Origin of the sequence: Gardnerella sp. DNF00476 (assembly GCF_049262735.1) — a bacterium.
Lineage (GTDB): Bacteria > Actinomycetota > Actinomycetes > Actinomycetales > Bifidobacteriaceae > Bifidobacterium > Bifidobacterium vaginale.
This window is the reverse complement of record NZ_CP058401.1, coordinates 601,992-626,307: the sequence shown is the minus strand read 5'-3', so window position 1 is coordinate 626,307 and position 24,316 is coordinate 601,992. Positions and strand designations below refer to the sequence as shown.

At 41.8% G+C, this 24,316-nt stretch carries 22 protein-coding genes, 1 tRNA gene and 1 pseudogene; 15 read left to right on the top strand and 9 right to left on the bottom strand.

The features are described 5' to 3' along the window. The first annotated feature begins 14 nt into the window (after window positions 1-14). Both HXT25_RS02550 and nucS read left to right on the top strand, forming a co-directional pair. Complete coding sequence (locus HXT25_RS02550) at window positions 15-1,487, top strand: amino acid permease (protein ID WP_101889986.1); 1,473 nt, start codon at window positions 15-17, stop codon at window positions 1,485-1,487. A gap of 41 nt (window positions 1,488-1,528) precedes the next feature. Beyond that, window positions 1,529-2,317 carry an endonuclease NucS gene (gene nucS / locus HXT25_RS02545; RefSeq protein WP_119675958.1) on the top strand — a complete coding sequence of 263 codons (789 nt, stop codon included), beginning with the start codon at window positions 1,529-1,531 and terminating at the stop codon, window positions 2,315-2,317. 146 nt (window positions 2,318-2,463) lie between these two features. Here nucS and HXT25_RS02540 read toward each other — a convergent pair whose 3' ends face one another. Continuing rightward, complete coding sequence (locus HXT25_RS02540) at window positions 2,464-3,459, bottom strand: FKBP-type peptidyl-prolyl cis-trans isomerase (RefSeq protein ID WP_004114189.1); 996 nt, start codon at window positions 3,457-3,459, stop codon at window positions 2,464-2,466. A gap of 247 nt (window positions 3,460-3,706) precedes the next feature. Here HXT25_RS02540 and HXT25_RS02535 point away from each other — a divergent pair, with 247 nt between their 5' ends. The 3 genes from HXT25_RS02535 to HXT25_RS02525 all read left to right on the top strand — a co-directional run bounded on the left by HXT25_RS02535 (window position 3,707) and on the right by HXT25_RS02525 (window position 7,651). Next, entirely contained in the window at window positions 3,707-5,512 is a 1,806-nt protein-coding gene (locus tag HXT25_RS02535) for a hypothetical protein (protein ID WP_020760148.1), read from the top strand. Between the two features lie 15 nt (window positions 5,513-5,527). After that, a complete protein-coding gene (locus HXT25_RS02530; protein WP_004573666.1) occupies window positions 5,528-6,553 on the top strand; it encodes a hypothetical protein in 1,026 nt (341 codons plus the stop codon). 66 nt (window positions 6,554-6,619) lie between these two features. Beyond that, window positions 6,620-7,651: a co-chaperone YbbN gene (locus HXT25_RS02525; protein ID WP_422118643.1), complete on the top strand. Its 1,032-nt coding sequence runs from the start codon at window positions 6,620-6,622 to the stop codon at window positions 7,649-7,651. A 91-nt stretch (window positions 7,652-7,742) separates the two neighbouring features. Here HXT25_RS02525 and HXT25_RS02520 read toward each other — a convergent pair. Further along, a tRNA-Met gene (locus HXT25_RS02520) sits at window positions 7,743-7,816 on the bottom strand. 380 nt (window positions 7,817-8,196) lie between these two features. Between HXT25_RS02520 and atpB the strand changes: the two genes are divergently transcribed. From atpB to HXT25_RS02475, 9 genes are all read left to right on the top strand, one after another. Next, on the top strand, window positions 8,197-9,057 hold the full coding sequence (gene atpB / locus HXT25_RS02515; protein WP_004116298.1) for a F0F1 ATP synthase subunit A: 861 nt from the start codon (window positions 8,197-8,199) through the stop codon (window positions 9,055-9,057). Between the two features lie 90 nt (window positions 9,058-9,147). Continuing rightward, on the top strand, window positions 9,148-9,381 hold the full coding sequence (atpE, locus tag HXT25_RS02510; RefSeq protein WP_004105752.1) for an ATP synthase F0 subunit C: 234 nt from the start codon (window positions 9,148-9,150) through the stop codon (window positions 9,379-9,381). A gap of 60 nt (window positions 9,382-9,441) precedes the next feature. Further along, window positions 9,442-9,984 carry a F0F1 ATP synthase subunit B gene (locus tag HXT25_RS02505; RefSeq protein WP_004116293.1) on the top strand — a complete coding sequence of 181 codons (543 nt, stop codon included), beginning with the start codon at window positions 9,442-9,444 and terminating at the stop codon, window positions 9,982-9,984. 75 nt (window positions 9,985-10,059) lie between these two features. Beyond that, window positions 10,060-10,641 (top strand): F0F1 ATP synthase subunit delta, encoded by a 582-nt coding sequence (locus HXT25_RS02500; protein WP_004114200.1) that lies wholly within the window; start codon window positions 10,060-10,062, stop codon window positions 10,639-10,641. A gap of 17 nt (window positions 10,642-10,658) precedes the next feature. Then, window positions 10,659-12,320: a F0F1 ATP synthase subunit alpha gene (gene atpA, locus HXT25_RS02495; protein WP_246979237.1), complete on the top strand. Its 1,662-nt coding sequence runs from the start codon at window positions 10,659-10,661 to the stop codon at window positions 12,318-12,320. Between the two features lie 3 nt (window positions 12,321-12,323). Next, a complete protein-coding gene (locus HXT25_RS02490) occupies window positions 12,324-13,328 on the top strand; it encodes a F0F1 ATP synthase subunit gamma (RefSeq protein ID WP_004116288.1) in 1,005 nt (334 codons plus the stop codon). Between the two features lie 6 nt (window positions 13,329-13,334). Continuing rightward, window positions 13,335-14,822, top strand: a complete 1,488-nt coding sequence (atpD, locus tag HXT25_RS02485; protein WP_422118642.1) for a F0F1 ATP synthase subunit beta — start codon at window positions 13,335-13,337, stop codon at window positions 14,820-14,822. 2 nt (window positions 14,823-14,824) lie between these two features. Then, window positions 14,825-15,139 carry a F0F1 ATP synthase subunit epsilon gene (locus tag HXT25_RS02480; protein WP_004114210.1) on the top strand — a complete coding sequence of 105 codons (315 nt, stop codon included), beginning with the start codon at window positions 14,825-14,827 and terminating at the stop codon, window positions 15,137-15,139. Between the two features lie 700 nt (window positions 15,140-15,839). After that, window positions 15,840-16,610, top strand: coding sequence for a hypothetical protein (locus HXT25_RS02475; protein ID WP_415682596.1), 771 nt, complete (start codon window positions 15,840-15,842; stop codon window positions 16,608-16,610). Between the two features lie 255 nt (window positions 16,611-16,865). Here HXT25_RS02475 and HXT25_RS02470 read toward each other — a convergent pair. Then, a pseudogene (locus HXT25_RS02470) lies at window positions 16,866-17,030 on the bottom strand (ATPase); the annotation flags it as partial. 426 nt (window positions 17,031-17,456) lie between these two features. Between HXT25_RS02470 and HXT25_RS02465 the strand changes: the two are divergent. Next, window positions 17,457-18,707, top strand: coding sequence for a Fic family protein (locus tag HXT25_RS02465; RefSeq protein WP_422118641.1), 1,251 nt, complete (start codon window positions 17,457-17,459; stop codon window positions 18,705-18,707). A 114-nt stretch (window positions 18,708-18,821) separates the two neighbouring features. On the opposite strand, the gene HXT25_RS02460 is transcribed toward HXT25_RS02465, so the two are convergent. The 6 genes from HXT25_RS02460 to HXT25_RS02435 form a co-directional block, all read right to left on the bottom strand. Next, window positions 18,822-18,950: a hypothetical protein gene (locus HXT25_RS02460; RefSeq protein WP_004138655.1), complete on the bottom strand. Its 129-nt coding sequence runs from the start codon at window positions 18,948-18,950 to the stop codon at window positions 18,822-18,824. A 270-nt stretch (window positions 18,951-19,220) separates the two neighbouring features. Then, the gene (gene rbsK, locus HXT25_RS02455) at window positions 19,221-20,132 is read right to left on the bottom strand and encodes a ribokinase (protein ID WP_422118640.1); all 912 of its coding nucleotides are present in this window, start codon (window positions 20,130-20,132) and stop codon (window positions 19,221-19,223) included. A gap of 2 nt (window positions 20,133-20,134) precedes the next feature. Then, a complete protein-coding gene (locus tag HXT25_RS02450; protein WP_422118639.1) occupies window positions 20,135-21,160 on the bottom strand; it encodes an aldose 1-epimerase family protein in 1,026 nt (341 codons plus the stop codon). Between the two features lie 5 nt (window positions 21,161-21,165). Further along, window positions 21,166-22,542: an L-fucose:H+ symporter permease gene (gene fucP, locus HXT25_RS02445; protein WP_004116227.1), complete on the bottom strand. Its 1,377-nt coding sequence runs from the start codon at window positions 22,540-22,542 to the stop codon at window positions 21,166-21,168. Then, a complete protein-coding gene (gene deoC, locus HXT25_RS02440) occupies window positions 22,539-23,195 on the bottom strand; it encodes a deoxyribose-phosphate aldolase (RefSeq protein ID WP_004116226.1) in 657 nt (218 codons plus the stop codon). The genes fucP and deoC overlap by 4 nt, the downstream gene beginning before the upstream one ends. Window positions 23,196-23,300: 105 nt before the next feature. Next, a complete protein-coding gene (locus HXT25_RS02435; RefSeq protein ID WP_004138670.1) occupies window positions 23,301-24,278 on the bottom strand; it encodes a sugar-binding transcriptional regulator in 978 nt (325 codons plus the stop codon). Between the last annotated feature and the right edge of the window lie 38 nt (window positions 24,279-24,316).

Genomic DNA, 24,316 nt, shown 5'->3' with positions numbered 1-24,316 from the left:
ATGGAGTTATAGCAATGAGTGATATTGACCAAACTAACAATGGTCACACTAACAAAATGGAGCGCAGCCTTACAAAAAGACACGTGCAATTCATTGCTATAGGCGGAACAATCGGCACGGGACTATTCTTAGGCTCGGGCAAATCCATTAGTCTTACGGGTCCAAGCATTATGCTTGTGTACATAATCGTTGGATTAATCATGTTTTTGCTTATGCGAGGCATTGGCGAACTTATGTACAAGGATCCAAACCAGCATACGTTTATTAGTTTTATTACTAAATACTTGGGCAAAGGCTGGGGCAATTTTGCAGGATGGTCGTATTGGATAGTGCTTGTACTTATTGGCATGAGTGAGATTACGGCTGTAAGTACGTATTGTGTTACATTTTTCCAAACTTTTGGCATAGACGTTAGCAGCTGGAAATGGCTTATAGAAATAGCGTTTTTAGCTGCTTTAGTGTGCATAAATCTGGTTGCTGTTAAGCTATTTGGCGAAACAGAGTTTTGGTTCTCAATGATTAAAATCACGTTGATTGTGGCTCTTATTGCAACTGCTGCAGTTATGGTTATTATTGGCTACCATTACCCTGCAACACAGATTAGCGGCGTTGCAAATCCTGCAGGCCACGCAGGCTTTGACAATATTTTCAACAACTTCTCGCTTATGCCAAATGGATGGTTGGCATTTTTGATGAGTTTCCAAATGGTGTTCTACGCATACCAGCTTATTGAGTTTGTAGGCGTTACAGTTTCGGAAACTAAGAATCCTCGCCAAGTTTTGCCAAAGGCAATCAACGAGATTATTATGCGAATCTTGATTTTCTACGTTGGAGCGCTTGCTTCAATCATGCTAATTGTTCCTTGGCAACAATTTAAAGCTACCGATTCTAAAGGCGTTTATATGTCTCCGTTCATAATGGTTTTCCAATATGCGGGGCTTCATTGGGCTTCTGCACTTGTGTTCTTTGTGGTGATTACTGCAGCATCTTCTGCTCTTAATTCGCTGCTTTATTCTGCAGGACGCCACATGTATCAGATTGCGTTGGAATCTAATTCGCCTGTTCTTTCGCATTTGCGCAAGGTTTCGCGCGCTAAAGTTCCTGCACGAGCAATCGTTTTTTCTGCTGCACTAATTCTGTTCTCGCCGATTATTAACTCGATTCCTGGAGTTCACGGAGCGTTTATAGTGTTTGCTTCTGCCTCTTCTGCAGTGATAATCATGATTTACATTTTGATTATGGTCACGCACAGAAAGTACCGTGCTTCTGCTGATTTTATGCCAGATGGTTTTGTTATGCCGCATTATAAGCTGCTTAATTCTCTTACTATTGCATTCTTTGTGTTTGTGTACATAACGCTGTTTATTAGCGAGGATACTCGTGGATCTGCTATTGGCGGTCTTATTTGGCTTGTTCTTTTTGGAGGCTATTGCGCTCTGCATCAGCATTGGCAGAATCGCGATTTAGCGGCGGCTTTGGGTAGGTAGCTCTGGATAGCTAGTTACGCGATTTATGTTACGCTTTTTGTGTGCGAATTATTGTTGCGGATTGTAGTGCAGAATATACGGGTAGGCTTAATGCAAGCCTTCCATCAGCTAAGCGCGTGTTGCTTATTAAGGCTGATGGTAGTGTACTGATTTTTTCAGAGTTAGGGTCATATAAACCTCTTAATTGGATGGTTGCTCCTTGCACTATGCGTGTTATTGATGGAAATGTTTCTAAAGAGAACGATTGTTCTGATGGGTGCGACGATTCGAGTTCTGTTTCTTCAGATGGTTCTGTCGGCGCTTGTAGCGCGGATGCTTTCGACTTTTCGCGTGTTTTTAGCGACGGAACTGTTTTAAAAATTGCTGCAAAAAAGGGTAATGATCTGCTTTGCATTGTTCTGCAACACGTTTATAGCGATTCTTCGTATGATTTAGGCACAGACCCAGGTCTTGTTAAAGATGGCGTAGAAGATCATTTGCAGCGCTACTTGGCTGAGCAAATTGAGCGTATTGGCGATGGTGCTACATTGGTTCGCCGAGAATATCCTACTGCTATTGGTCCAGTGGATATTATGGCGCAGGATTCAAACGGTGTTCACGTTGCTATTGAGATTAAGCGACACGGTGGTATTGATGGTGTTGAGCAGCTTACGCGTTACTGCGAGTTATTGAATCGAGACCCGTTGCTTAAACCAGTTCGAGGCATTTTTGCTGCGCAGACTATTAGCCCACAAGCGCGAGTTTTGGCTGAGGATCGTGGCTTTACTTGCTTAATCCTCGATTACGATGAAATGCGCGGTGCTGAGTCTAACGATCTTCGCCTGTTTTAGCTTAACGATTTTCTGTTTTATTTGTGATTTATTACGAAATTTACGTAAATTTACGTATAAAAATGCCGCGCAAGATTTATTCAAGCGCGGCATGATTCGATTGGTAATTAATCATTAAGAGAATTAATCATTAAGAGATTAATAGATCAGGAAGCATAGAGAATATCTACAACAAAGTAAAGCGTTGAATTTGCAGGAATTGTTACATTTCCTTGTGCATCCTTCTTATCTTCTTTGCCATAGCCATCTTCTGGAGGAATTACCAAAAGAACTTGAGATCCGACTTTCTTCCCAGCTAAGCCTTTAGTCCATCCTGGAATCACTTGACCTGCAAGAGAGAAGTCTGCAGGCGTGCCGCGCTTCCATGACGAATCAAATTGATGCAATTTGCCGTCTTTATCGATAGTCCAGCCAGTGTAATGAGCGGTTACAGTGCTTTCTTTGGTCACCTCTTTACCAGTTCCTTCAATCAAAGTTTGAGAAACCAACTTTCCATCTGGCACGTAGTTATTCTTATCTAACGATGGTTCTCCAGATTTACTCAGAGTTACTTTCGGCAGATTTTCAGGGATATCCTTAACTTTATTGCCTGTTGCGCGTTCAAGAGATTTCATTGAAGAGACAAGAGTTAACACCATTACGTACGCATCTTGCTTAGTTTGCGGATTTGCAGGCACACCAAATGCAATCGTGGAATTAATTTTTCTTCCCTTAAACAGTGCATAATAAGGTTTACTCGTAACGCCTTTTTTAACAACGATTGAGCAATCTGGTTTGCCTTGTTTCCATGTGTTCATAAGCTCTTTGCCGTTTTTAGCATTGTACACAATGCCATTAGCGCATACGCGACTATTTTCTTGGATTTTAGCACCGTTTCCGTTTTGCAAAATGGCGTAAGAATTTGGCTTTACGTCTATAGGAGTAGTTATATCGACCTTTGGTTGTTTGCCTAAAGTTCCACTAGCCTTAACGCCGCCTAAAACTTGCATTCCAGCAGCATTCGCGGCTGGGTCTGCCATTCCGTTATCATTCGTGCTATTCCCGCTGCAAGATGCCATTGTAAAACACAAGGCTGCAGCGCTAATTGTGCTAATTGCGCGTATTGCAAAAGATTTGATTGTGTATAATCTGGTTTTTCTCATAGGTTTAAGACTATCGCTTGAGTCTGATTTTAATTATTCAGTAGCAAATATATTAAATATTACGAAGAATTGTAAAAGATTAATAAATATAACAATCGATTAATTATAAAAGATTATGAAAGATTGTAGAATAGATAGGAGCAAATACGATATGACGATTATTAAGGCGAATATCAAAAAGAATTCATGCTCTGATTACAAGCATAATGCATGATTTATTGCTGATTAGGATGCAGAAAGAGGTTTGATGCAACGACCTACAAAACGAGCTAAGTTTATGCGAGGAATCGTGGCACCTATTTTTGGGTTGCTTGCTGTGCTTAGTATTGTTCTTGGTGTTCTTAATGCCACAGTTTGGAAGCCAAACTCTATTGTTTCGGCTCATACAAACGTGTATGGTTCAAGATACATTGTTACGGATCCAGGTGTTTTAAATCTTGTGGATTACCGCGTAAAAATTAGTGTTGCGGCTCTTAATACTCGTAAGCCGATTTGTGTAGCAGTTGGTTTGGCTAAAGATGTTCGTGGGTGGACTCGTGGCTACTCTGTACAGAGAATAACTGGTTTGCAAGATTGGGAGAATCTTTCTACTGTCCCTATGAAGGCGGATGATTCTGCAAAGTCAGATGTGAATAACAAAAATTCTGTAGATTCCGCGAATAACTCTGATTCTAAGGCTTCTAAAGATGTAGATTTTAAAGATTCAGATTTGTGGACTAATGCTACTTGCCAAATGGGTTTGGCTAAATTGTTTGTTAATGCGGAAGATTTTGAACAATCTGAGAACATTGTTCCTGGAGATTTGAGCAGTGGCAATGCTGTAAATCAAGAAAATCAAGCAAATCAAGAAAATAGCCAGTCGAATCATCAAAAAGTTTCATCCGCATTGCGTGCAAGGATTTCTCGACGCGTGCTGATTATTGACTTAGGTAAAAATTCTCCTGAAGCATTCGTAGAGTTTCGTTGGCGTAGACACAATCTTCCAGATTTTGCAACTCCTTTGTATTTTGTTGGAGCACTGTTTGCTCTGCTTTGTGTCCTTTCTGCTTCTGTGTTCGCTATGGCTCCACATCGCAGGCGTAATAAGCGTTTGGTGGCTAGTAGAAGTGGTCTTATTACTGTAGAAAGTGTATCCAGAGACGAAGAAGTTAAATTCTCAGATGCTTTTGCTGGCACAATGGCTAGTATTTTTGGCAGTTTTGCTAAAGATAAGAAGTCAAGGCATAAAGGTTCTTCAGCTTCTCATGCTCGTCATGGTTCTCATTCAAAAACTCGTGTTGCAAAGTCGCAAGCAACCGTGGATTTGTCTGTAAACGTAAAGTCTGGTTTAAATTCTTCTCCAACTCCATCTTTGGATGAAACTGCTGTGATTTCTAAAGAAGATTTGCAGTCTTATTTTGCTCGTTTTGCTAGTGAATCATTCTCGGATGTTTCCAAGAATAATAGCGATTCGTCTACTGTTTTAGAAGTTTCTGATGTTTCTTCTGATAAATCTTCCTATGATTCTTTTAAAGATGAAGATGCTATACGTGATTCCAAAGATTCTTTGAATGATGATTCTAATAAAAAGCAATCTTCAAAGGAATATTCAGGGAATAGTAGCAATAATAATTCTAGAAAGTCGAGTCATAGCAATCGCGGCAACCGCAATAGTAGATATGGTAGAAGAAATCGTGATTCGCATGACAATCAAGATGGTCGTTCTAGTAGTAGAGATGTAGAAAATCGCAAATATAGGGATAATCGTAGTAAATCAGCGGAGGCTTGCGACTCAAGCAATGAAAAGTTAAATAATCGCAGCAAGTCGCGAAATCAAGGGAATAATCGTGATTTGAGTAATCATCGCGACCAGCGTAAGAATAGTCAGAATAATCAGCATAGTCAGCGCGGGCAAAAATATGGCAAAAATCGTCGATCTAACGAATTAGATAATCGTAATAGAAATAGCGGCGAAAATAATGCAAATAACAGAAACGCTGGTGGCAACACGAATTCAAACTATAACCAGAATCGTAAGCGTAAAAATAATGCGCGTGGAAATGAGCAAAAGTGAGTGTGGAAAGTAAGTATGACTATGTTTTATGCGCATAAAATCAAATATTATGTAAGATTTACATTCGCTACAATAATGTCGCTAATTATGTGTTTTGCTCTTAGCGCTTGCGATGGTCAAGTTCCTAAAGCCGCTGAGGGGCATAGCACAAAGGAGCTTCCAAACGTAACGTCTATTAGAGAAAAAGATATACGTTTAAGAGTTTTGAGGTCTCTAGAGCGCGCGAATGAAGAGAAGAATTCTAGTAATCTTGATGGCTATATGAGTGGTCCTGCAATGCTTGTGCGAACTAGTGAGCTTGCGATTGCGGCTAAAACAGGAAAATTGGATCCAAAAACAACAATTCCTCGTGAAGTTGCTCAGACTATTGTGCCTACGAATGCAAACTGGCCTCGTGATTTGATGACGATTACTACTACAACAAAAGACCAGCAGTCTAAGCGATTGTTGGTGATCCGTCAGGATAGGGCACGCTCAAACTATAAATTGTGGGCAGTTGCAAGACTGTTCCCTGGTGTGCGTCTGCCAAAATTCCCTGTTTCTTCAATCGGCGCTTCAATGGGTAAAGCAAATGATTCTGGTCTTGTTATGACTCCTCATGCGGCAGCAGCGGCTTATGCTGATGTTCTGCAGCAAGGAGAATCTAGTAAATTTGCAAAGAGTTTTGCTAGTGATTATTTGCGCGCAAAATTAGCAGAATTATCTAAGACTGTTCAAGCGGGAATGGAGCGAAACAAAGGTTCTCAGGAACAGGTTTTTGCTTCAGTTCCAAATCAGATTAGCGTTATGCGCGCAAGCGATGGTAGTGATTTAGTGGTTGCGCGTATTGACTCCGTGTGGACTAGAAGAGCTGGAGAAGGTCGAGAATCAAGACCAGCGTCTGACGAGGAGAAAGCTTTGTTTGGAAATGCTAAGGCTACTTCTACAATGCGTGTAACTTACGTAAATGTTGTAGCAATGGTTGTTCCACCAGCTGGCTCTAATGCGCAGATTGTTCCTGTGGGAGCGGAGCGTCAGCCTATAAAGGTAGAAGCCCTGTAAGCAGTTGTATAAGCAATATAAGAAATGTAAGCAAAGTTGTAAGCAATATAAGCAAAAGAGGAAATTATGGTTGATTCACAATCAATGGGTATGAACCCAGGCGGCTTCTCTCTGGCTGGAGCAGTGGACTTGGAAGGTGTAAAGCGCAAAGCAGAAGCTCTTGTAAAACGAGAAGCGGCTGAAAAGTCAGGAAAACCTCAGTCTAAGATGCCGTCTGCTGGTGGGTATGTGATTGATGTTAATGAACAAACTTTTCAGGCGATGGTTCAGACCTCTGTAAGTTTTCCAATTATTTTGCTTGTATGGCAAAAAAGCGATGAAACTTCTTACGATTTAGCACAAAAACTTGCGGATTCTATTACTGCGTTAGATGGCAGAATGCAGCTTGCTCGTATTGATGCGGATGAAAGCCCATCAATTGCTCAAGCTTTACGTGCACAGCAGCTTCCAGCTGTATATGGATTGGTTGGAGGCAGACCAATGCCTATTTGTCAGGGATTGCCTAGTGCAGATGAGTTGCAGCAGATTTGTAATGATATTCTGCCTCAGCTGGTTAAAGTTGCGGAAAAATCTGGTGTAGCTGGGATGGCTACTTATGTTGATTCAGTTGATTCTGCAGGTGATTCTACGGATGCGTCAGGTGTTGGTGTAGGTGATGATTCTGCGGTTGCTGGCGACTCTTCTGACGTTCCGCCAGAACATAAAATTGCTCATGAGGCGGCTATGAATGGCGATTATGCTTTAGCTGCAAGTGAGTATGAAAAAGTATTGCAGGCTAACCCGAATGATTCTTTGGCATCTCGCGAACGCGCTAAAGCATTGCTTCTTGGCAGAAATGCAAATACAAATGTTGATGCAGTTCGTAAGGCTGCTGGCGATAATCCTGGTGATGCTTCCGCTCAGCTTGCTGTAGCAGATGTAGATATGATTGATGGTCATATTGAAGATGCTTTTAGTAGGCTTCTTGATTTTCTTGCTGGTCATCGTGATAGTGCAGATGTTATTAAAGAACGTATGCTTGAGTATTTTGCGATGCTTCCAGCTGGAGATGAGCGTTTGAATCGTGCGCGTCGTCGCTTAGCAGTTCTCCTGTACTGATATACCACGCAAAAGACTGCGCCAACTAAAAAGATTAAAAGAAAAGCCAAGATTCGCATTCGTGAGAAATATGCGACTCTTGGCTTTCTAGTAGCGGGGCATGGATTTGAACCATGGACCTCTGGGTTATGAGCCCAGCGAGCTACCGAGCTGCTCCACCCCGCGTCGGCTACTTTTAGCAGCTCTATCTACGATAGGTGCAAATTGTGATTTGTCAAGTTCTCGGCGTGTTTCTCTCGTAAATTTCTCGCGTAAATAGTTTAATTCTAAACAAATGTGGAGTATAATAAACAAGTGACTAAAGCGAGTTATTAAGAATTTGCATGTTTGCTATAATCGCAACACTCGTTAATAATCAGCAATATAACTCAAATATAACTCAAATGTACAAACTAAGAGTAGAATCAGCTTTTTAGAGATATATTTTCGTTTCGCGCATATATCAACGAATGAATTTACAGGATTTACGGTTTTACAAACTAGCTTGTGAATAACTTTATATTTAACGCAGCTGTATTGTAAAAGAGTCCTACAAGGAGGCACGAATGAGTGGAGCTATCGAAGTTTTAGCGAAAGCTGCGCATATAAATGTTGCGGCGCTGCTAGCTTCAGCAAAGCCAGAGATGCCAAGCATTAATGACTTTTTGCCGCCAGAGATTTTATTCCAAGGCACACCTTTTGCAATGAATCGAATTGTTATGGTGCGTCTTATTATGGCCGTAATCGTTATGATTATTTTTGGCATTGGCGCAGCACGCGCAAAAGTGGTTCCAGGAAGATTCCAAAGCGTACTAGAAATTCTAATGGACTTTGTGCGATTCAATATTGTGTACGAAATGATTGGCGAAGAGCGCGGCAAGCGTTATGTGCCAATGATAACAACTCTTTTTATAACAATATTCTTCTTTAATCTTTGCTCAGTTATTCCAGGCTTAAATATGGCTGCAACAGCAACTATTACAGGGCCATTAGTGTTTGCTCTTTGGGTTGTATGCCAATACTTAATCACTGGAATTAGAGAAAAAGGATTCTTAACGTTCTTCCGCGAATCCTTGTTCCCAGCAGGCGTGCCATGGCCGATTTACTTTATTCTTACGCCGTTGCAGCTGCTGGAATTGTTGATTGTGCGACCACTTTCGCTTACAATACGTTTGTTTGCGAATATGATTGCTGGCCATTTGCTGGTGGCCACTTGCCTAGTATTCACCAACTTCTTTGTGGTGGATTCCAGCAATAAACTCCTTGCCTTAGGCGGTGCATTATGGCTGCTTGGTGGCATTCTGTTTACAGTGTTCGAAATAATAGTCGCAGGCTTGCAGGCGTTTATTTTTACCGTTCTTGCATCTGTATATATTTCGGAAAGTTACCCTGAGAAAGAAGAAAAATCTGCTGTTGCTATTGCGTAAATAGGTAAAACTAATTAAAGCAAACAAATAAGTCAGGTTTGATAATCTTAGGGTTTATAACTGGTTACTGTTCCTAAAGAAAGGAAACCAATGAATAGTATCATCGCTCTCGCAGGATTGACGGGCAACCTTAGCATTCTCGGCTTTGCCGTTGCTACTCTTTCTCCTGCTATCGGAATGGCAATGGTTGTATCCAAGGCTATGGAATCCACTGCACGCCAGCCAGAAGTCGGCAACCGTATTCAGTTGTTCATGTTTATTGGCTTGGCATTCATCGAGGTTCTGGGCTTGCTCGGATTCGTTGCATACATTATGGGAAGCTGAACCGAACGAAACAACTCGTTCCAACGCATACAAGTGTTGAAAGAATAGAAAGGACAAGCCATGGCATATGCAGCCGAAACTAATAAACTGGCGTTGTTCTTGCCGGAGCCTTACGACGTTATATGGTCGCTGGTTATTTTAGTTGTTCTTGCAGCGTTTTTCTACAAGTTCGTTATGCCTAAATTCCAGGCAATTCTTGATGAGCGTGCAGAGAAAATCGAAGGCGGAATGTCTAAAGCAGCAAACGTGCAGCGTGAAGCTGATGAGTTAAAAAGCCAGATGGAAGAAGAACTTGCCCAAGCTCAAGCAGATGCTGCAAAGACTCGCGAACAGGCTCGTGCACAAGCTTCCAAAATTGTTGATGAAGCAAGACAGCGTGCGGAAAAAGATGCTGCGAAGATTATTAGTGAAGCTCAGTATTCCATTGAGGCTCAGCATAAGCATGCCATGTCCAGCCTCCAAGGAGAAGTATCGGTACTCGCTGCAGCATTAGCTGGAAAGATTCTTGCGTCTAAGCTAGATGACGATACTGTAGGCTCTAAAATCATTGATCATGTTATTGATGAAGTGGGAGACGTTAAGAGTTCGGGTCAAAACAGGTAGTTAAGAGAGTAGCTAAAACGATTTTTTAGTATTACTTAATTGCTACTTAAGTTTTGCATGAATTAGGAGGTAAGAATGCCAGAAAAGGCATCGCGAGTAAGCGAAAACTTATCGCGTTCTTCGCTTGCGCAAGCCATTTCAGATGCTCATGATGAAGCTCAGCGCATATCTGATGAGCTTTCAACAATGATGGATACGCTAGAAAAGTACCCAGAGCTTTCTGACGCTATTACCGATCCAAATAGGTCTTCGGAAGATAAGTCACGACTGATTGACGAGCTTATTGGAGGTAAGGCGCATCCTGTTGTATTGCGCATTATGCACTATCTTGTAGGTACTTGGCATGGCGGTGCAGAAAGTGGCAAGACGGGCAGCTTTGGAGGCGCATGGTCTGGTTTTGAGCGCGAAGCAGGCGAAACTTTGGTTACGGTTACAACCGCTCAGCCTCTTACGGATAAGCAAATCAAGCGTTTGATTGAGATTTACAGCAACAAGTTGGGTCATCGTGCCTACATAAACCCAATTGTGGATCCAAACGTGCTTGGTGGAATGCGTATACGTATTGGCGATCAAGTAACAGACCGCACAATGTTGATGCAGCTTAAGCAGTTGCAGCGTTCTGCGCGAAATGGTGCTTGGACACAGGCAGTGAAATAAGTTAAATAAGGAGAATTATGGCGGAACTATCTATTGATCCCGCCCTTATACGCAAGGCACTTGACGGGTTCGTTGACTCGTATAAGCCGACAGACATGCCAACACAAGAAGTTGGTTATGTTGTTACGGCTGGTGACGGCATTGCGCACGTAGCTGGATTATCTGGCTGCATGGCAAACGAGCTGCTCACCTTCGAAAACGACACCCTTGGCTTAGCGTTTAACCTTGATGCTCACGAAATCGGCGTGGTTATTCTAGGCGATTTTACGGGCATTGAAGAAGGGCAGGAAGTTTACCGCACTGGCGAAGTGTTATCGGTGCCAGTGGGAGACGCCTATCTTGGTCGTACAGTAGACCCATTGGGTAATCCAATCGACGGTCTAGGTGCAATCGAGTGCAAGGAGCGTCGTATTCTTGAAGCCCAGGCTCCAGACGTGATCCATCGTCACCCTGTGGACGAGCCTTTGTCTACTGGTTTAAAGGCAATTGACGCAATGACGCCAATTGGCCGCGGTCAGCGTCAGTTGATTATTGGCGATCGTCAAACTGGTAAAACAGCAATCGCAATCGATACGATTATTAACCAGCGCACAAACTGGGAAAGTGGAGATCCAAAGAAGCAAGTCCGTTGCATTTACGTAGCAATCGGGCAAAAAGGTTCAACAATCGCATCTGTACGTCAAAGCCTCGAAGAAGCAGGCGCTATGAAGTACACAACAATCGTTGCAAGCCCAGCTTCGGATTCTGCAGGTTTTAAGTACATTGCTCCATACACTGGTTCTGCAATCGGTCAGCATTGGATGTACAACGGCAAGCACGTTTTGATTGTTTTCGACGACTTGTCTAAGCAAGCAGAAGCATATCGTTCGATTTCTTTGCTTCTTCGTCGCCCACCTGGGCGTGAAGCATATCCAGGTGATGTGTTCTATCTTCACTCTCGTCTTCTAGAAAGATGCGCAAAGCTTTCCGACGATATGGGCGGCGGCTCAATGACTGGCTTGCCAATTATTGAGACCAAGGCAAATGACGTTTCTGCATACATTCCAACCAACGTGATTTCTATTACCGATGGTCAGATCTTCTTGCAGTCCGATTTGTTCAACGCAGGTCAGCGTCCAGCAGTCGATGTTGGTATTTCCGTGTCTCGTGTTGGTGGCGCAGCTCAGGCCAAGGCTTTGAAGAAGGTCTCTGGCATGCTTAAGATTTCTTTGGCTCGATACAAGTCTTTGGAATCATTTGCAATGTTCGCTTCCGATTTGGATGCAGCTTCCAAAGCACAGCTCACTCGTGGCGCTCGCTTAACCGAGTTGCTTAAGCAGAAGCAGTTCTCGCCTCGTTCCATGGAGCAAGAGGTTGTTTCTGTGTGGGCTGGTACACACGGAAAGTTAGATGACATTCCTGTAAAAGATGTTTTGCGTTTTGAAAGCGAATTATTGGATTATCTCGATAAGGGAACCGACATTTTGCAAGTGATTCGCGATACTGAAGATTTCACCAAAGAAACAGAATCGAAGCTTGATGCTGCAATTGACGACTTCCGTAGGATGTTTAAGACTTCTGCAGGTAAGCCTTTGATTGTTAAGGATTCTCTGCCTCCAGCTGAAAACCCTGCTCCAGTTGAAAAAGAGCAGCTTGTTGCAAAGCCGAAGTCGGATAATCGTGAATCTGAGGGGAAGTAGCGTATGTCCTCCCAACTTGCATTGAAATCGAGAATTATTTCCACACAGTCTTTAGGTAAAATCTTTAAGGCTCAGGAAATGATTGCGTCTTCTCATATAGCAAAAGCGCGTGATATCGCTCTAAATGCTAAGCCTTATAGCGACGCAATTTTCGATGCCGTGCAGGCGTTGGTAGCTCATCATGAAGCGAATATTAAGCATCCTATTTTTGGTAAAGAGCGTTCGGGTAATCGCGTAGCCGTGTTGGCGTTAACTTCAGACCGTGGCATGGCTGGCGCGTTTACATCATCGATTATTCGAGAAACCGAGGCGTTGCTCGCAAAGTTGGATGCGGAAGGAAAGCACGCTGAGCTGTACGTGTATGGTCGCCGTGGCGCAACCTATTACAAGTATCGTAATCGCGATGTTGCAGGCACTTGGGAAGGGTCTACTGATCATCCTGATGTGACTATTGCGGAGCGAATTTCCGATACTTTAATGGATGCGTATATGACTCCAGAAGAAGATGGAGGAGTTTCGGAGCTTTACATTGTATTCACCGAGTTTATAAACATGGTGAGGCAGAAGGTTCGTACGCTGCGCATGCTTCCAGTTGAGCTGGTTCCTTTAAAGGACGGCGAAGAGTTTGCCATGCATCGTCCAGATTACGAGGCAGCTTCTGGTCCTTCGGCTTCGCTTTCGTCTACGGGTGCGGTTTCGGCTCGAGAAGAAGCGGTTAGCCGCAGTAATCCGGACGCTGTGGAATATTGCTTTGAGCCAAGTCCAAGCGAAGTGTTGGATTCGGTTTTGCCAAAGTATATTCAATCGCGTATACACGAATGCTTGCTTACTTCTGCTGCTTCCGAAACAGCTAGTCGACAGAATGCTATGCATACGGCTACAGATAACGCCCGCAATTTGGTGGAGGATTTGACAAGAAAGCTTAATGCTTCTCGCCAGGCTTCCATCACACAAGAACTTACCGAGATTATCGGCAGCGCTGACGCGCTGAATAATGAGGAGGAATAGGAGCATATGGCTGAAGATCAGGCCACAGCACCTCCAGAAGATGCAAAGGAAAGCGACCCAACGGCCGGCCGCGTAACCCGTGTTCAGGGTTCCGTGATTGACGTTGAATTCCCAGTCGGCTATCTTCCAGATATTTACAATGCTCTCAAAGTGGATATCAACACCGTTGGAAACACGGAGGGAGATACCGTCCACGAGATTACATTGGAAGTTGAGCAGCACCTTGGTGATTCAACTGTGCGAGCAGTGGCACTTAAGCCTACGGACGGCTTGGTCCGTGGTGCTTTAGTGCGAGATACTGGTGGCCCAATTTCTGTGCCTGTTGGAGATGTTACAAAAGGTCACGTTTTTGACGTAACTGGTAACATTTTGAACGCTAAGTCAGGCGAGAACATTGAGGTTACTGAAAGGTGGCCAATTCACCGCAACCCACCTGCTTTCGATCAGCTTGAGTCTAAGACTCAAATGTTTGAAACTGGTATCAAGGTTATCGATTTGCTTACGCCTTACGTACAGGGCGGAAAGATCGGTCTGTTCGGCGGCGCAGGCGTTGGTAAAACCGTGTTGATTCAGGAGATGATTCAGCGCGTTGCACAGAATCACGGTGGTGTGTCTGTGTTTGCTGGCGTTGGCGAACGTACTCGTGAGGGTAACGATTTGATTGGCGAAATGGCTGAGGCTGGCGTTTTGGAGAAAACAGCGCTTGTCTTTGGTCAGATGGATGAGCCTCCTGGGACTCGTCTTCGTGTGCCTCTTACTGCTTTGACTATGGCTGAGTATTTCCGTGATGTTCAGAATCAGGATGTGTTGCTGTTTATCGACAACATCTTCCGCTTTACTCAGGCAGGTTCTGAGGTTTCCACTTTGCTTGGTCGTATGCCTTCTGCAGTTGGTTATCAGCCAAACTTGGCGGATGAAATGGGTGCGTTGCAGGAGCGTATTACTTCTACGCGCGGTCATTCTATTACGTCGCTTCAGGCTATTTACGTGCCTGCAGATGATTACACCGATCCTGCACCTGCAACAACCTTTACTCACTTGGACGCTACTACCGAGCTTTCGCGTGATATTGCGGCTAAGGGTATTTATCCAGCTGTGGATCCTTTGACTTCTACTTCGCGAATTCTTGATCCGCGTTATGTTGGTCAGGCTCATTACGATTGCGCTAATCGTGTGAAGGCTATTTTGCAGCGTAATAAGGAGCTTCAGGACATCATCGCTTTGATTGGTATTGATGAGCTTGGTGAGGAAGATAAGACCACTGTGAGCCGTGCTCGTAAGATTGAGCAGTTCCTTGGTCAGAACTTCTATGTGGCTGAAAAGTTCACTGGTCGTCCAGGTTCTTATGTTCCAGCTGATGAGACCATTGAGGCGTTTACGCGAATTTGCAATGGTACTTACGATGAGATTCCTGAGCAGGCGTTCTCTGGCATTGGTGGCATCGACGATCTTGAGCGTCGTTGGCACGATATGAAGCAAGAGTTTGGTGCGTGATTATGGCAGAGAAGCAAGTGAAAACGCTGCACGTTAGTGTGGTTGCAGCTAGGCATCCTGTTTGGGAAGGCGATGCCAAGTTTGTGGTTATTCCTTCTGTGAATGGCGCAATGGGTGTTCTTCCTGGGCATGAGGCTGTGCTTGCGTTGATTGATCACGGTTTTGTAAAGGTTGACGATTTGAATGGCGTTCGTCATGTTTTTAAGGTGACTGACGGATTCTTTTCTGTTGACTCAGACAATATTACTATTGCTGTTGAGCACAGTTGTAACGTTGATAAAGACGGCAATGTGTTGCCTAACGCTAAAGTGATTTAATGTGATTTAAGTTAATCTAAGGCTGACTTTTGTAATAAGGTACGCTAGATAAGCAGGAGTTTGCGATTATTTATCGCGGCTCCTGCTTTTTTGTTTCTTTTATCCCGCGTTTGTTTCTATATTTGCCCAGAAAGGGAACAAACGTGGGAATTTAATTGGGTGCGATTGTCTTGTAGCGTGGCATTTGATGTGGTGCCGGTGTGGTATTCGGTTTGGTGTGATGTTTGTGCGGTGTCAGTTTGATGTTGGTTTGGTGTCGGCATGATTGCCAGTGTGGTGTCGGTGTGATTGTTGGTGGGTTGTCGGCGTGTTGCGTGTGTGGGTTGCGTGGAATGTTGATTTTTCAATGGTTTTATAGTGTTAGTGTTCTTGTTTGAGTAGTTTCCTGAGAAAAGTCTGGGAAAATTCTTTAAAAACCTTGAAACAATGTGTTTTTACGGTTTTATTAGTGTTAATCCACAAATATTATGGTGAAAATAGTTTTTATTGTGGATTAGTTTGTGCGTAACATTATTTTTTTCTGTTTGTTCTGTGTGGCTGCCTCTTGACTTTTTTAAACGGGGGGGGGGTATGTTAATAAGCAAACGCCAGCTGCTCCTAGTTTTGGCTGGTGTTTAAACCACTATTCACGTGTTGTGGATTGTGGAGCAAATTTTTCTCTGCGCCCCTAACGCAGAGGAGAAGAAGAAAGGAAATTAAAATGATGAATAAGAAGGCTATCGCCGCTTTCGCTGCTGGCGCTACTTTGCTTGCCGGCTTCGCAATGGCAACCCCAGCAATGGCTGATGCTGATACTGATGCTAAGATTGCAGATCTTAAGACGTCTATTGCTCTTCTTGAGACAAAGATGAAGAATAACAATCTTAAGCCATCTGAGGAAGTTCTGAACGCATATGATCAGGCTAAGACTAAGTTTGAAGAGACTGATAAGGCTCTTACTGCTGCTTACGCTGCTTATGACGCTGGATTTAAGGCGTATAAAGCAAAGCAAGGCAATGATAAGAAGTCGACTGATGACTTCGACAAAGATGATACTGATAAGGCTTACGGAACTGAAAAGAATAAGAGTGGTAAGGAGTTGAATGAAGCACTTACTGCTGCGCAAGATGCTTATAACAAGGCTAAGACTGCATTTGATGAAGCCAAGGGAAAGGTAGCGGCATATAATTCTGGTTATACTCAGGATGTTGCTAATCTTAAGGCTTTGAAGGAAGAGCTTGCTAAACTCGTTGGTGGTAAGACTACAACTTCACAGCCATCCAAGCCTGAAACAAAGCCTGTTGTTCCTGGTGTTCATGTGAAGGCTGCTGATAAGGCTAAGGCTGCTGCTAAGGGTGAGCTTGCTGCTAAGGGTGGTCATGGTAAGTCTGGCGAGAAGCTTGGTAATGCTGGTGTTGGTGTTGCTTTGACTGCTTTGGCTGCTTCTATGCTTGCTGGCATGGGTGCTGCTGTTCGCAAGATGCGTCACTAAGTTAAAAAGGCTTGCGTTGAGCGTGTGATGCGCGTGTTGTTTTTGCTTCACGCGTATCACGAGCTTTCAAATAGTGGCTTGGGTTTCGTGTGGTTTGCCGAAAATTTCCTTTTCTTACCATGTGGAGTTTGGGTTGCTGTTTGATTGTGCTTGATGCTTGTTGCTGGTTGGTTGTTTCCTGCTAGGGACGGGATTCTTCCTTCTGGTTTTAAGGGTTTGTTAGGTTACTTCTAACAAACCCTTTTTGTGTTTTACTCACTTTGTGCCAATTAGCCATTGTGCTATGTCTATTACGCGGATTCCTTCAACGTCGTAAGAATCGTGGCGAGTGTTTGCAAGCAGAATTTTAGGATAAGCGTCTTTTATTGCTTTTAGTGGCGAAAGTTCGCGCTCCAACGTTGCATTGTCACTAATGCTATCTTCAAGCTCGTAGTATTTTTACTTTTGAAAGCAAACACGTATTTTTACTTTCAAAACTTTAATATTTTTTAAGTTTTGAAAGTGGGGGCGTATGTTTGCGTAAAATCCCGAATCTTTACTTTTGCGTGCGTAGCATTGGTGTTGTCTACGCCGAAACGAGTGGCGTTATGTTGATGTTACCGACGCTGCCGATGTTTCTATAGTGCGTTTTTGCCAAAATGTCGGTATAAATGAATGTTTTTTACTAGCTATGCCTTCATTTTGGCAAAATGTAGGTATAGAATAGATTCTTACGTTAGCTATGCAATCATTTTGTAATAAATGCATTATTTGCTTGTAAACAAAAATATCGCAAGCAAAATATTGCAAGACATTACTGCAAAATCCTCAATAATGTAAACGCAATAACGTAAATGGAGTCGCATTATGGATTACAAAACAATACGCAAAATAGTTGCGATGTCTAAAAGTAATGCAAAACCTTGTGATATTGCGGAAGAAGAATATCGATTGCGCATTGATAATCCTGTGACGTATCGTTCTGGAATCGTATTTGATGGCCATGAGATTTTTGCAATGTGTGTAACGGATCTTGTAACGTACATAGATGATATTATGCGCGCTGAAAAAATCATTGAAAAAGCGTGGAACGAGTTGTCGCGGTTTGCTCAGCGCGAGTATTTAATGCAACTTATTGCAAAAGAAGTGCAAAATACCAACATTATTGAAGGTGTTCACAGCACTAGAAAAGAGCTTTCCAAAGCACTTGATGCTGCAAACGAGCAGAATAAGCATACGCGTTTTAGTGAATTTACTAAGCTTTTTCTCGAGCTTGCGGATTCAAGTGAATGTGACACTTCGATTCCACAAACCTTGCAAGATATACGAAAAATCTACGACAGTATTATGCAGGGCGAATTAGAAGCAAATAATATTCCAGATGGTGAGATTTTTAGGAGTGGAAAAGTAAGTATTCGTGATGGTGCAAATAATGTAGTGCACGATGGCGATGCAACGGAAGCGGAAATTCAAAAGCATATAACTGAGTTATTGCATTTGATGAATAGTGCCGAAGTTCCAACGCTTATCAAGGCGTGCATGTGCCACTATGCTTTTGAGAGCGTGCATCCATTTTATGATGGAAACGGCAGAACTGGGCGGTTTTTGCTTGCTTTGCAATTGCATGAGCAGCTTTCAATGCCAACGGTTTTGAGCTTAAGCTCCATAATTTACGCAGAAAAATCTGGATACTATGCTGCTTTTTCTAAATCACAAGAACTGTTTAATTGCAATGATTTAACTATGTTTTGTTGCACAATATTGGAATATATTAAAAAAGCACAGAGCGAAGTGTTTGAGAATATTAGTGTGCAATTAAAGCACATTATTTACTGTATGGGTAAGCTGCGTGAGCTTTTCCCAGAGGAAGAAATTTCTAAAGTGCAGCGTGAAGCTCTGTCTATTTTGTTGCAAAATAAGCTTTTTTCGTATAATCCAACTCCAATGACTCGCAAGCAACTAAGCGAATACGTTGGTAATGCAATTGATGAGAAGATTGGTGAGAGAAAGATTGTGAGCGCGCTTAACGGTTTGATTGAGCTTGAAATGGTTGATTCTATTGGCGAACGCCCTCTTCGGTATGAGCTTTCTAAAAAAGCGAATGAAATGTTTGCGTGAGGCAAGCGATGTTTGTTTCATTTCGCAAAATTAAAAAATTTTCAAATTTGTGAAATTAGATTTGCTCTGTTTTGCGAAATTAGATTTGCTTGGCATTAAAGCGCGTAAATCATGTTACGCTGAAACGATTGGCGTGATGTTACCCATGCTGGATTCGTCAAATCGCAGAATATCGTAGTCGCGTTGAAGGTTGAGCCAAAAGTCTGGGATTGTTCTAAAAGCTTTATATAGCTTGTATGCCATTGCTACACTGATTGCGCGTTTGCGTGAGCACGCATTAATAAACTGATATTATTTTTGACTACATTTTTGTTGTTTACATTCTTTTTTGTTTGATTATTAGATGTATGAGAAGGCAAATTAATCAATTAACCCTAATTTTGGTCTGGGAAGATACAATAGCAATTTTCCATTGTATAACACAAAAAGTTGGGTTGATAACTATATAGAGTATAATCAACCCAACTTTTATGCTATACGCTTAATTTTAGTGTATATTGAGTTTATAATAAACTATTCCAATCCAACTTCTTCTGCCGTAGCATAAGATAACTGTGTACCTCGTTTGGTTACAGCATCTCCAGCATATATGTTGGCTGCCTTTATAGATGCTTCTATGTCATGGGTCTTTACCCATGTATGGCTGAAACATCCAATGAACGCGTCGCCAGCGCCAGTTGTGTCAACTGCATTTTGCGCGGATTGTGCATCAGCTTTAAACATCTTTTCGCCTTCGCTATTTACCAATAGGGCTCCTTTGCTTCCTAATGTAACAATTACATTAGGAATGCCAGATTGTAATAGCATTCTAGCTGCATTAGTGATATCTTCACTAGTGTCAACAGGCATTCCAGTAAGGAGAGAAAGCTCGCTTTCGTTAGGCACAATAAATTCGCAATTGCGAATATTCTCTAGTGATAAAGCTGGATCTGCTGGAGCTGGATTCAGTAGGACTGGTACACCCAATTCCGCCCCCATTCTTATTGTTTCATATACAGTTTCTAGAGGAATCTCTAACTGTAGAACTATCAGTTTGCATTTTGAGATTTCACTGCGAGCTTTTTCCACATCATTTGGCTTAAGTTTTGCGTTTGCTCCTTTGACAATAATTATTGAGTTTCGCGATTGTGGATCTACAAAGATTGGGGCTACTCCAGATGTAGCGTCTGTTCTCATTACGAATTTAGAGTCAATACCATTTTTCTCAAAATTGTTAATTGTGTTTTCCGCGAAAACATCGTTACCAACCCTTGTTACCATCAATACTTTTGAGCCCATTCTAGATGCTGCTACGGCTTGATTAGCACCTTTTCCTCCACAACCCATGTGAAAGTCTGGGGCTTCTACTGTTTCTCCATCTGTTGGCATACGGTTTATGTAAGAAATCAAATCAACCATATTTGATCCAACTACTGCAATTTCCATTGTTACTTCTCCTTAATTCCAGTATGAACAGTGAATTTCTTTGTTTCGCCAGGATTTAATTGAATCAATGTGCCAGCTTTCCTAGCAGCTTCGCGCCCTTCTGGCCTAGATGTTCCAGGCAGAGCAAAAGCTGCAACTTTTTGATCTGCATTGTAAAGAATCCATCTGGTCACAACAGGGAATTCTTGCGTGGAGAATTGTGTTTCGAATGTAGTACCGTCTGGAGCAACCATATCAATAATTGCATTGTCCGTAATTTTGTTTACTCCATCCGCAAAGTAGACAATTTCTGGATCAAATTCTTCTGCTCCTACTAATGAATTAGCATCTTTTTTACCACTTAGTATGTCTTCATTAAGTTGTGTCCATCTTGGAGTTGGCTTTACGTGAGCAGGAATAGATGTTCGTAACTTGAATGTGTCATTGCCAAAGTTTTGTATTATTTTAGCGTCCTTTACAAATGCATAGTTCATGTGGCACATGTACTGTAGTGGCATTGACGCATATAGCGACTTATTGGTTACTTCTAAATGAATATCAAACATTGAAGAACCTTCGTGTAAAGTTACTGAAGGTTTTGCAACATAGTGATCACCAAAGCCCTGTAAGTATTCGTAGGAAGATTCAATTGTTATAGATGTCTCGGTAACAATTAATTTTGCATTATCCATATGCGAGCATGGGAATTCACCGTGTAAAGGATGCGTATCTTCCGGAGAAGGGCACCCTGCAGCTAAAAGTCCAGAATGGAATGCAAAGCACCCGTATGTGTTAACAATTTGGTTTGCTGGTTTAGGTTTTGAGAACATGTTATCCATTCTCAAACTTTTACCATCAAAATTTGCATCCCAAATAATCTGTCCCATGAATGGGAGCACTTCAACATATCCTCTAGAATTATGTATTGTCAAGGATGCAATACCTTGAGGATATTGTTTCGTGGTAACAGACCATTCATTATTGTGTAATATTTCTTTTACTGATTCAGTGAATTGTGATTCGAAAAGATTAATATTAAATTCTGACATGACATTCAGCTTTCTTTTTTAGATTTTTTGTAGGTTAAGTAGAAATAGATGAATACCGCTGCAAAGCAGACTAAATCAACTATGAATGAGATTTGCATAGAGCCAGTGTGATCAGATACAAGTCCTTGTATTGCGGGAACAATTGCTCCACCGATTATTGACATAACAATTACCGCGCCGCCAGTCTCTGTGAAACGTTTGTCTTCTATGGAATCCAGAGTACGCGAGTAAATAGTTGCCCAACATGGTCCAAATAGTGCTGATACTAACACTGCTGCATATACGGCAGTCATATTTGGAACAAGTATTACATACACTAATGCAATAAATCCGCATGCTGAGTATCCAATAAGCACAAGATCTTGATTTATCTTCGTCATAAGTAAGTTTGCAATAAACTTTCCTGCGAAGAATCCAATGAATGAAAAGATCATGAAGTTTGCTGCGGTGCGTTCATTTAAACCATGATTTATATTGAGAGCAAGTCTAATAGTGAACGACCAAACAGCCGTCTGCATTCCTACATACAAGAATTGTGTTAGAATGCCGATTCTAAACCTAGAATTTTTTATTAGATAGCGTAGTGTTTCCACTATTGATGCATTATCTTTTGCATCCTCATCAGTGTGTGTAGGTTTGCAAGATGGGAATTGTGTTATAGCAATAATAATTAGCATTACTAACAGGATTAAAATGATAACCCTATATGGATGTAGAGTCCTTTGTAACATTTCCCTGGCAAACTTTTGGCTCTCTGCCACACTCATTTTTGCCATTTGATTATGTAAAGATTCACCTTCTGTGAAGATTAAATACTTTCCTAGCAGAATACCAGCGATAGACCCTAGAGGGTAGAAAGTTTGAGAAATGTTTAATCTCAAAGTGGAAAGTCGTTTTTCTCCAATCATCGATGAATATGTGTTGCATGATGTCTCTAAGAATGACAAACCTACTGCTATTGCAAATAAAGACACTAAGAACACAGAATATGTTGCCATAGTGGATGCTGGGAAGAACAATGAGCATCCAATTATGTATACGGTAAGACCTATCAGTATGCCAACCTTGTAGCTAGAATGCCGAATTACTCTAGACGCAGGTATAGCGATTAAGAAATACCCCCCGTAGAATGCTGATTGTACAAATGCTGATGCAAAATCGGACAGTGAAAACACCGACTTAAATTGAGTGATTAATACATCATTAAGACTTGCTGCGATTCCCCACATTGGGAAGCATATCGATAATAGCATGTATTGAAAAATAGGAGTTTTATTTAGATATCCATCTTTTAGTTGTATGGTTTTATCTTTTATAATTCCCCAAGTGTTATTAGTAGCAAATGTTTCTTCATTTGCTAAATCTGACTGCTGTGTAATCATGATTCTTCTCCTGAGAGAAGTTTCACTCCAGCAGAGGCTCCGATCCTGTTGGCGCCAGCTTCAATCATTTCGTTCATCTCTTTTGATGTATGAATTCCCCCAGCAGCTTTAACGCCCATATCTGGTCCAACAGTTTTTCGCATAAGTTTAACAGCGTGTACTGTCGCTCCTCCAGTAGAGAAGCCTGTTGAAGTTTTAACAAAATCAGCGCCAGCTTCTTGTGCGCATTTGCTGGCCTTTACTATTTCTTCATCTGTTAATAGACACACTTCAAGGATGACTTTAACAATAGCTTGGCGATTTGCACCTTCTACAACTGCCTCAATGTCCTTGGTTACATATCCCCAGTCGCCTTCTTTCGCGGCTCCTATATTAATAACCATGTCGATTTCATTTGCACCTTCTTTGATTGCAAGTTCTGTTTCAAACTTTTTGACTTCTGTACAATGCGTTCCAGAAGGGAATCCAATTACAGTGCAAACTTTCACGTCACTATCTTTAAGGAGCTCTGAAGCTAGTTTAACTCTGCATGGGCTTATGCATACTGAGCAGAATCCATACTTTTTAGCTTCGTTGCAGATTTTTATGACCTGTTCTGTTGTTGCATCGGGAGCTAACAATGTGTGATCTATGTATTTAGCTTTTTCTTCCATTTTGTCTCCTTTGACTTTAGAGAAACTACCTCAGTTTCTCTAGGCATAGAGTGTAGTAGTTCAGGAGACGTATTTGAACAAAATTTCAGAACATATGTGCAATTTTTAAGAATTGTTACTCTTTTTACATATCGACGCTAGTTTGTGCGCAGTTGGTACATCTATAACCAATCGATTTGCATATTTATAAGTCAATGCAACATAAATGGAGTCTAATTTTTCATTTCCGCCTGCTATTAAAATGCGTTGCTCTTTGTGCCGTAGTTCTGGCAAAGAAATCGTAAGAGTCCGAGCATTTAAATCTGGTAAGCAAACCCTACCATTTCTATCTACGAAATGTGAACAAATATCGCCGACAGAATTTTCAGTTAATTCTTTTTTCTCATTGTTTGTTATGAGTGGAGAAGACATAAGAGGCGATGTAGATTCATTTGAACCAACACTATAGACGACAATTCTTGCTTTTTCTGCATGAGAAATCACATTCCTTATGCCAGTTTGACGTTCTACAGCCTGTTTAGCTTCAACAGATTCAAAAATAATTGGATAAGCAATTGTATGTACAGTGGCATTTAAAGCGAGATGGAATGCTTTTAATGCGTTCATCATAGAAAGATCCATAGAAGGCAAAGACATGTCTCCGCGCAATTGAACAACATGTATGTTATTAAAATGCATCTCTGGCATTTGTGAAGCAACATAATCGATCGTCCTTGACCAAGATATTCCAATTGTATCTCCATCTCTCAGAAGGCTAGCTATGAGTTGTGAACCAGCTTTTCCTAATGATTTATGGAGATTTATATCGCGTCCTCTTATAGGAGAAACAAGTCTAACTTCATCAAGTTGAAAATATTTTTTTAATGTTTCTATAAGATGTATGTCTTTCTCTCTTGGATCTTCTACTGTAATTTTTACGAATCCACGTTTTTTAGCATGAGATAATAATTTTGACACGTTCGGCCTTGAAACATGTAAAACTTCGCTCACTTCAGCTTGAGATAATCCATTGTAATAAAGCTTTGCAACGTCTAAAGCTTGATGATCTTTGTGGGTCATGCCTAATTGATCTGTTTTCATCATTTTCCCATTCACGCATGATAATCATCTTTAGCTGCATA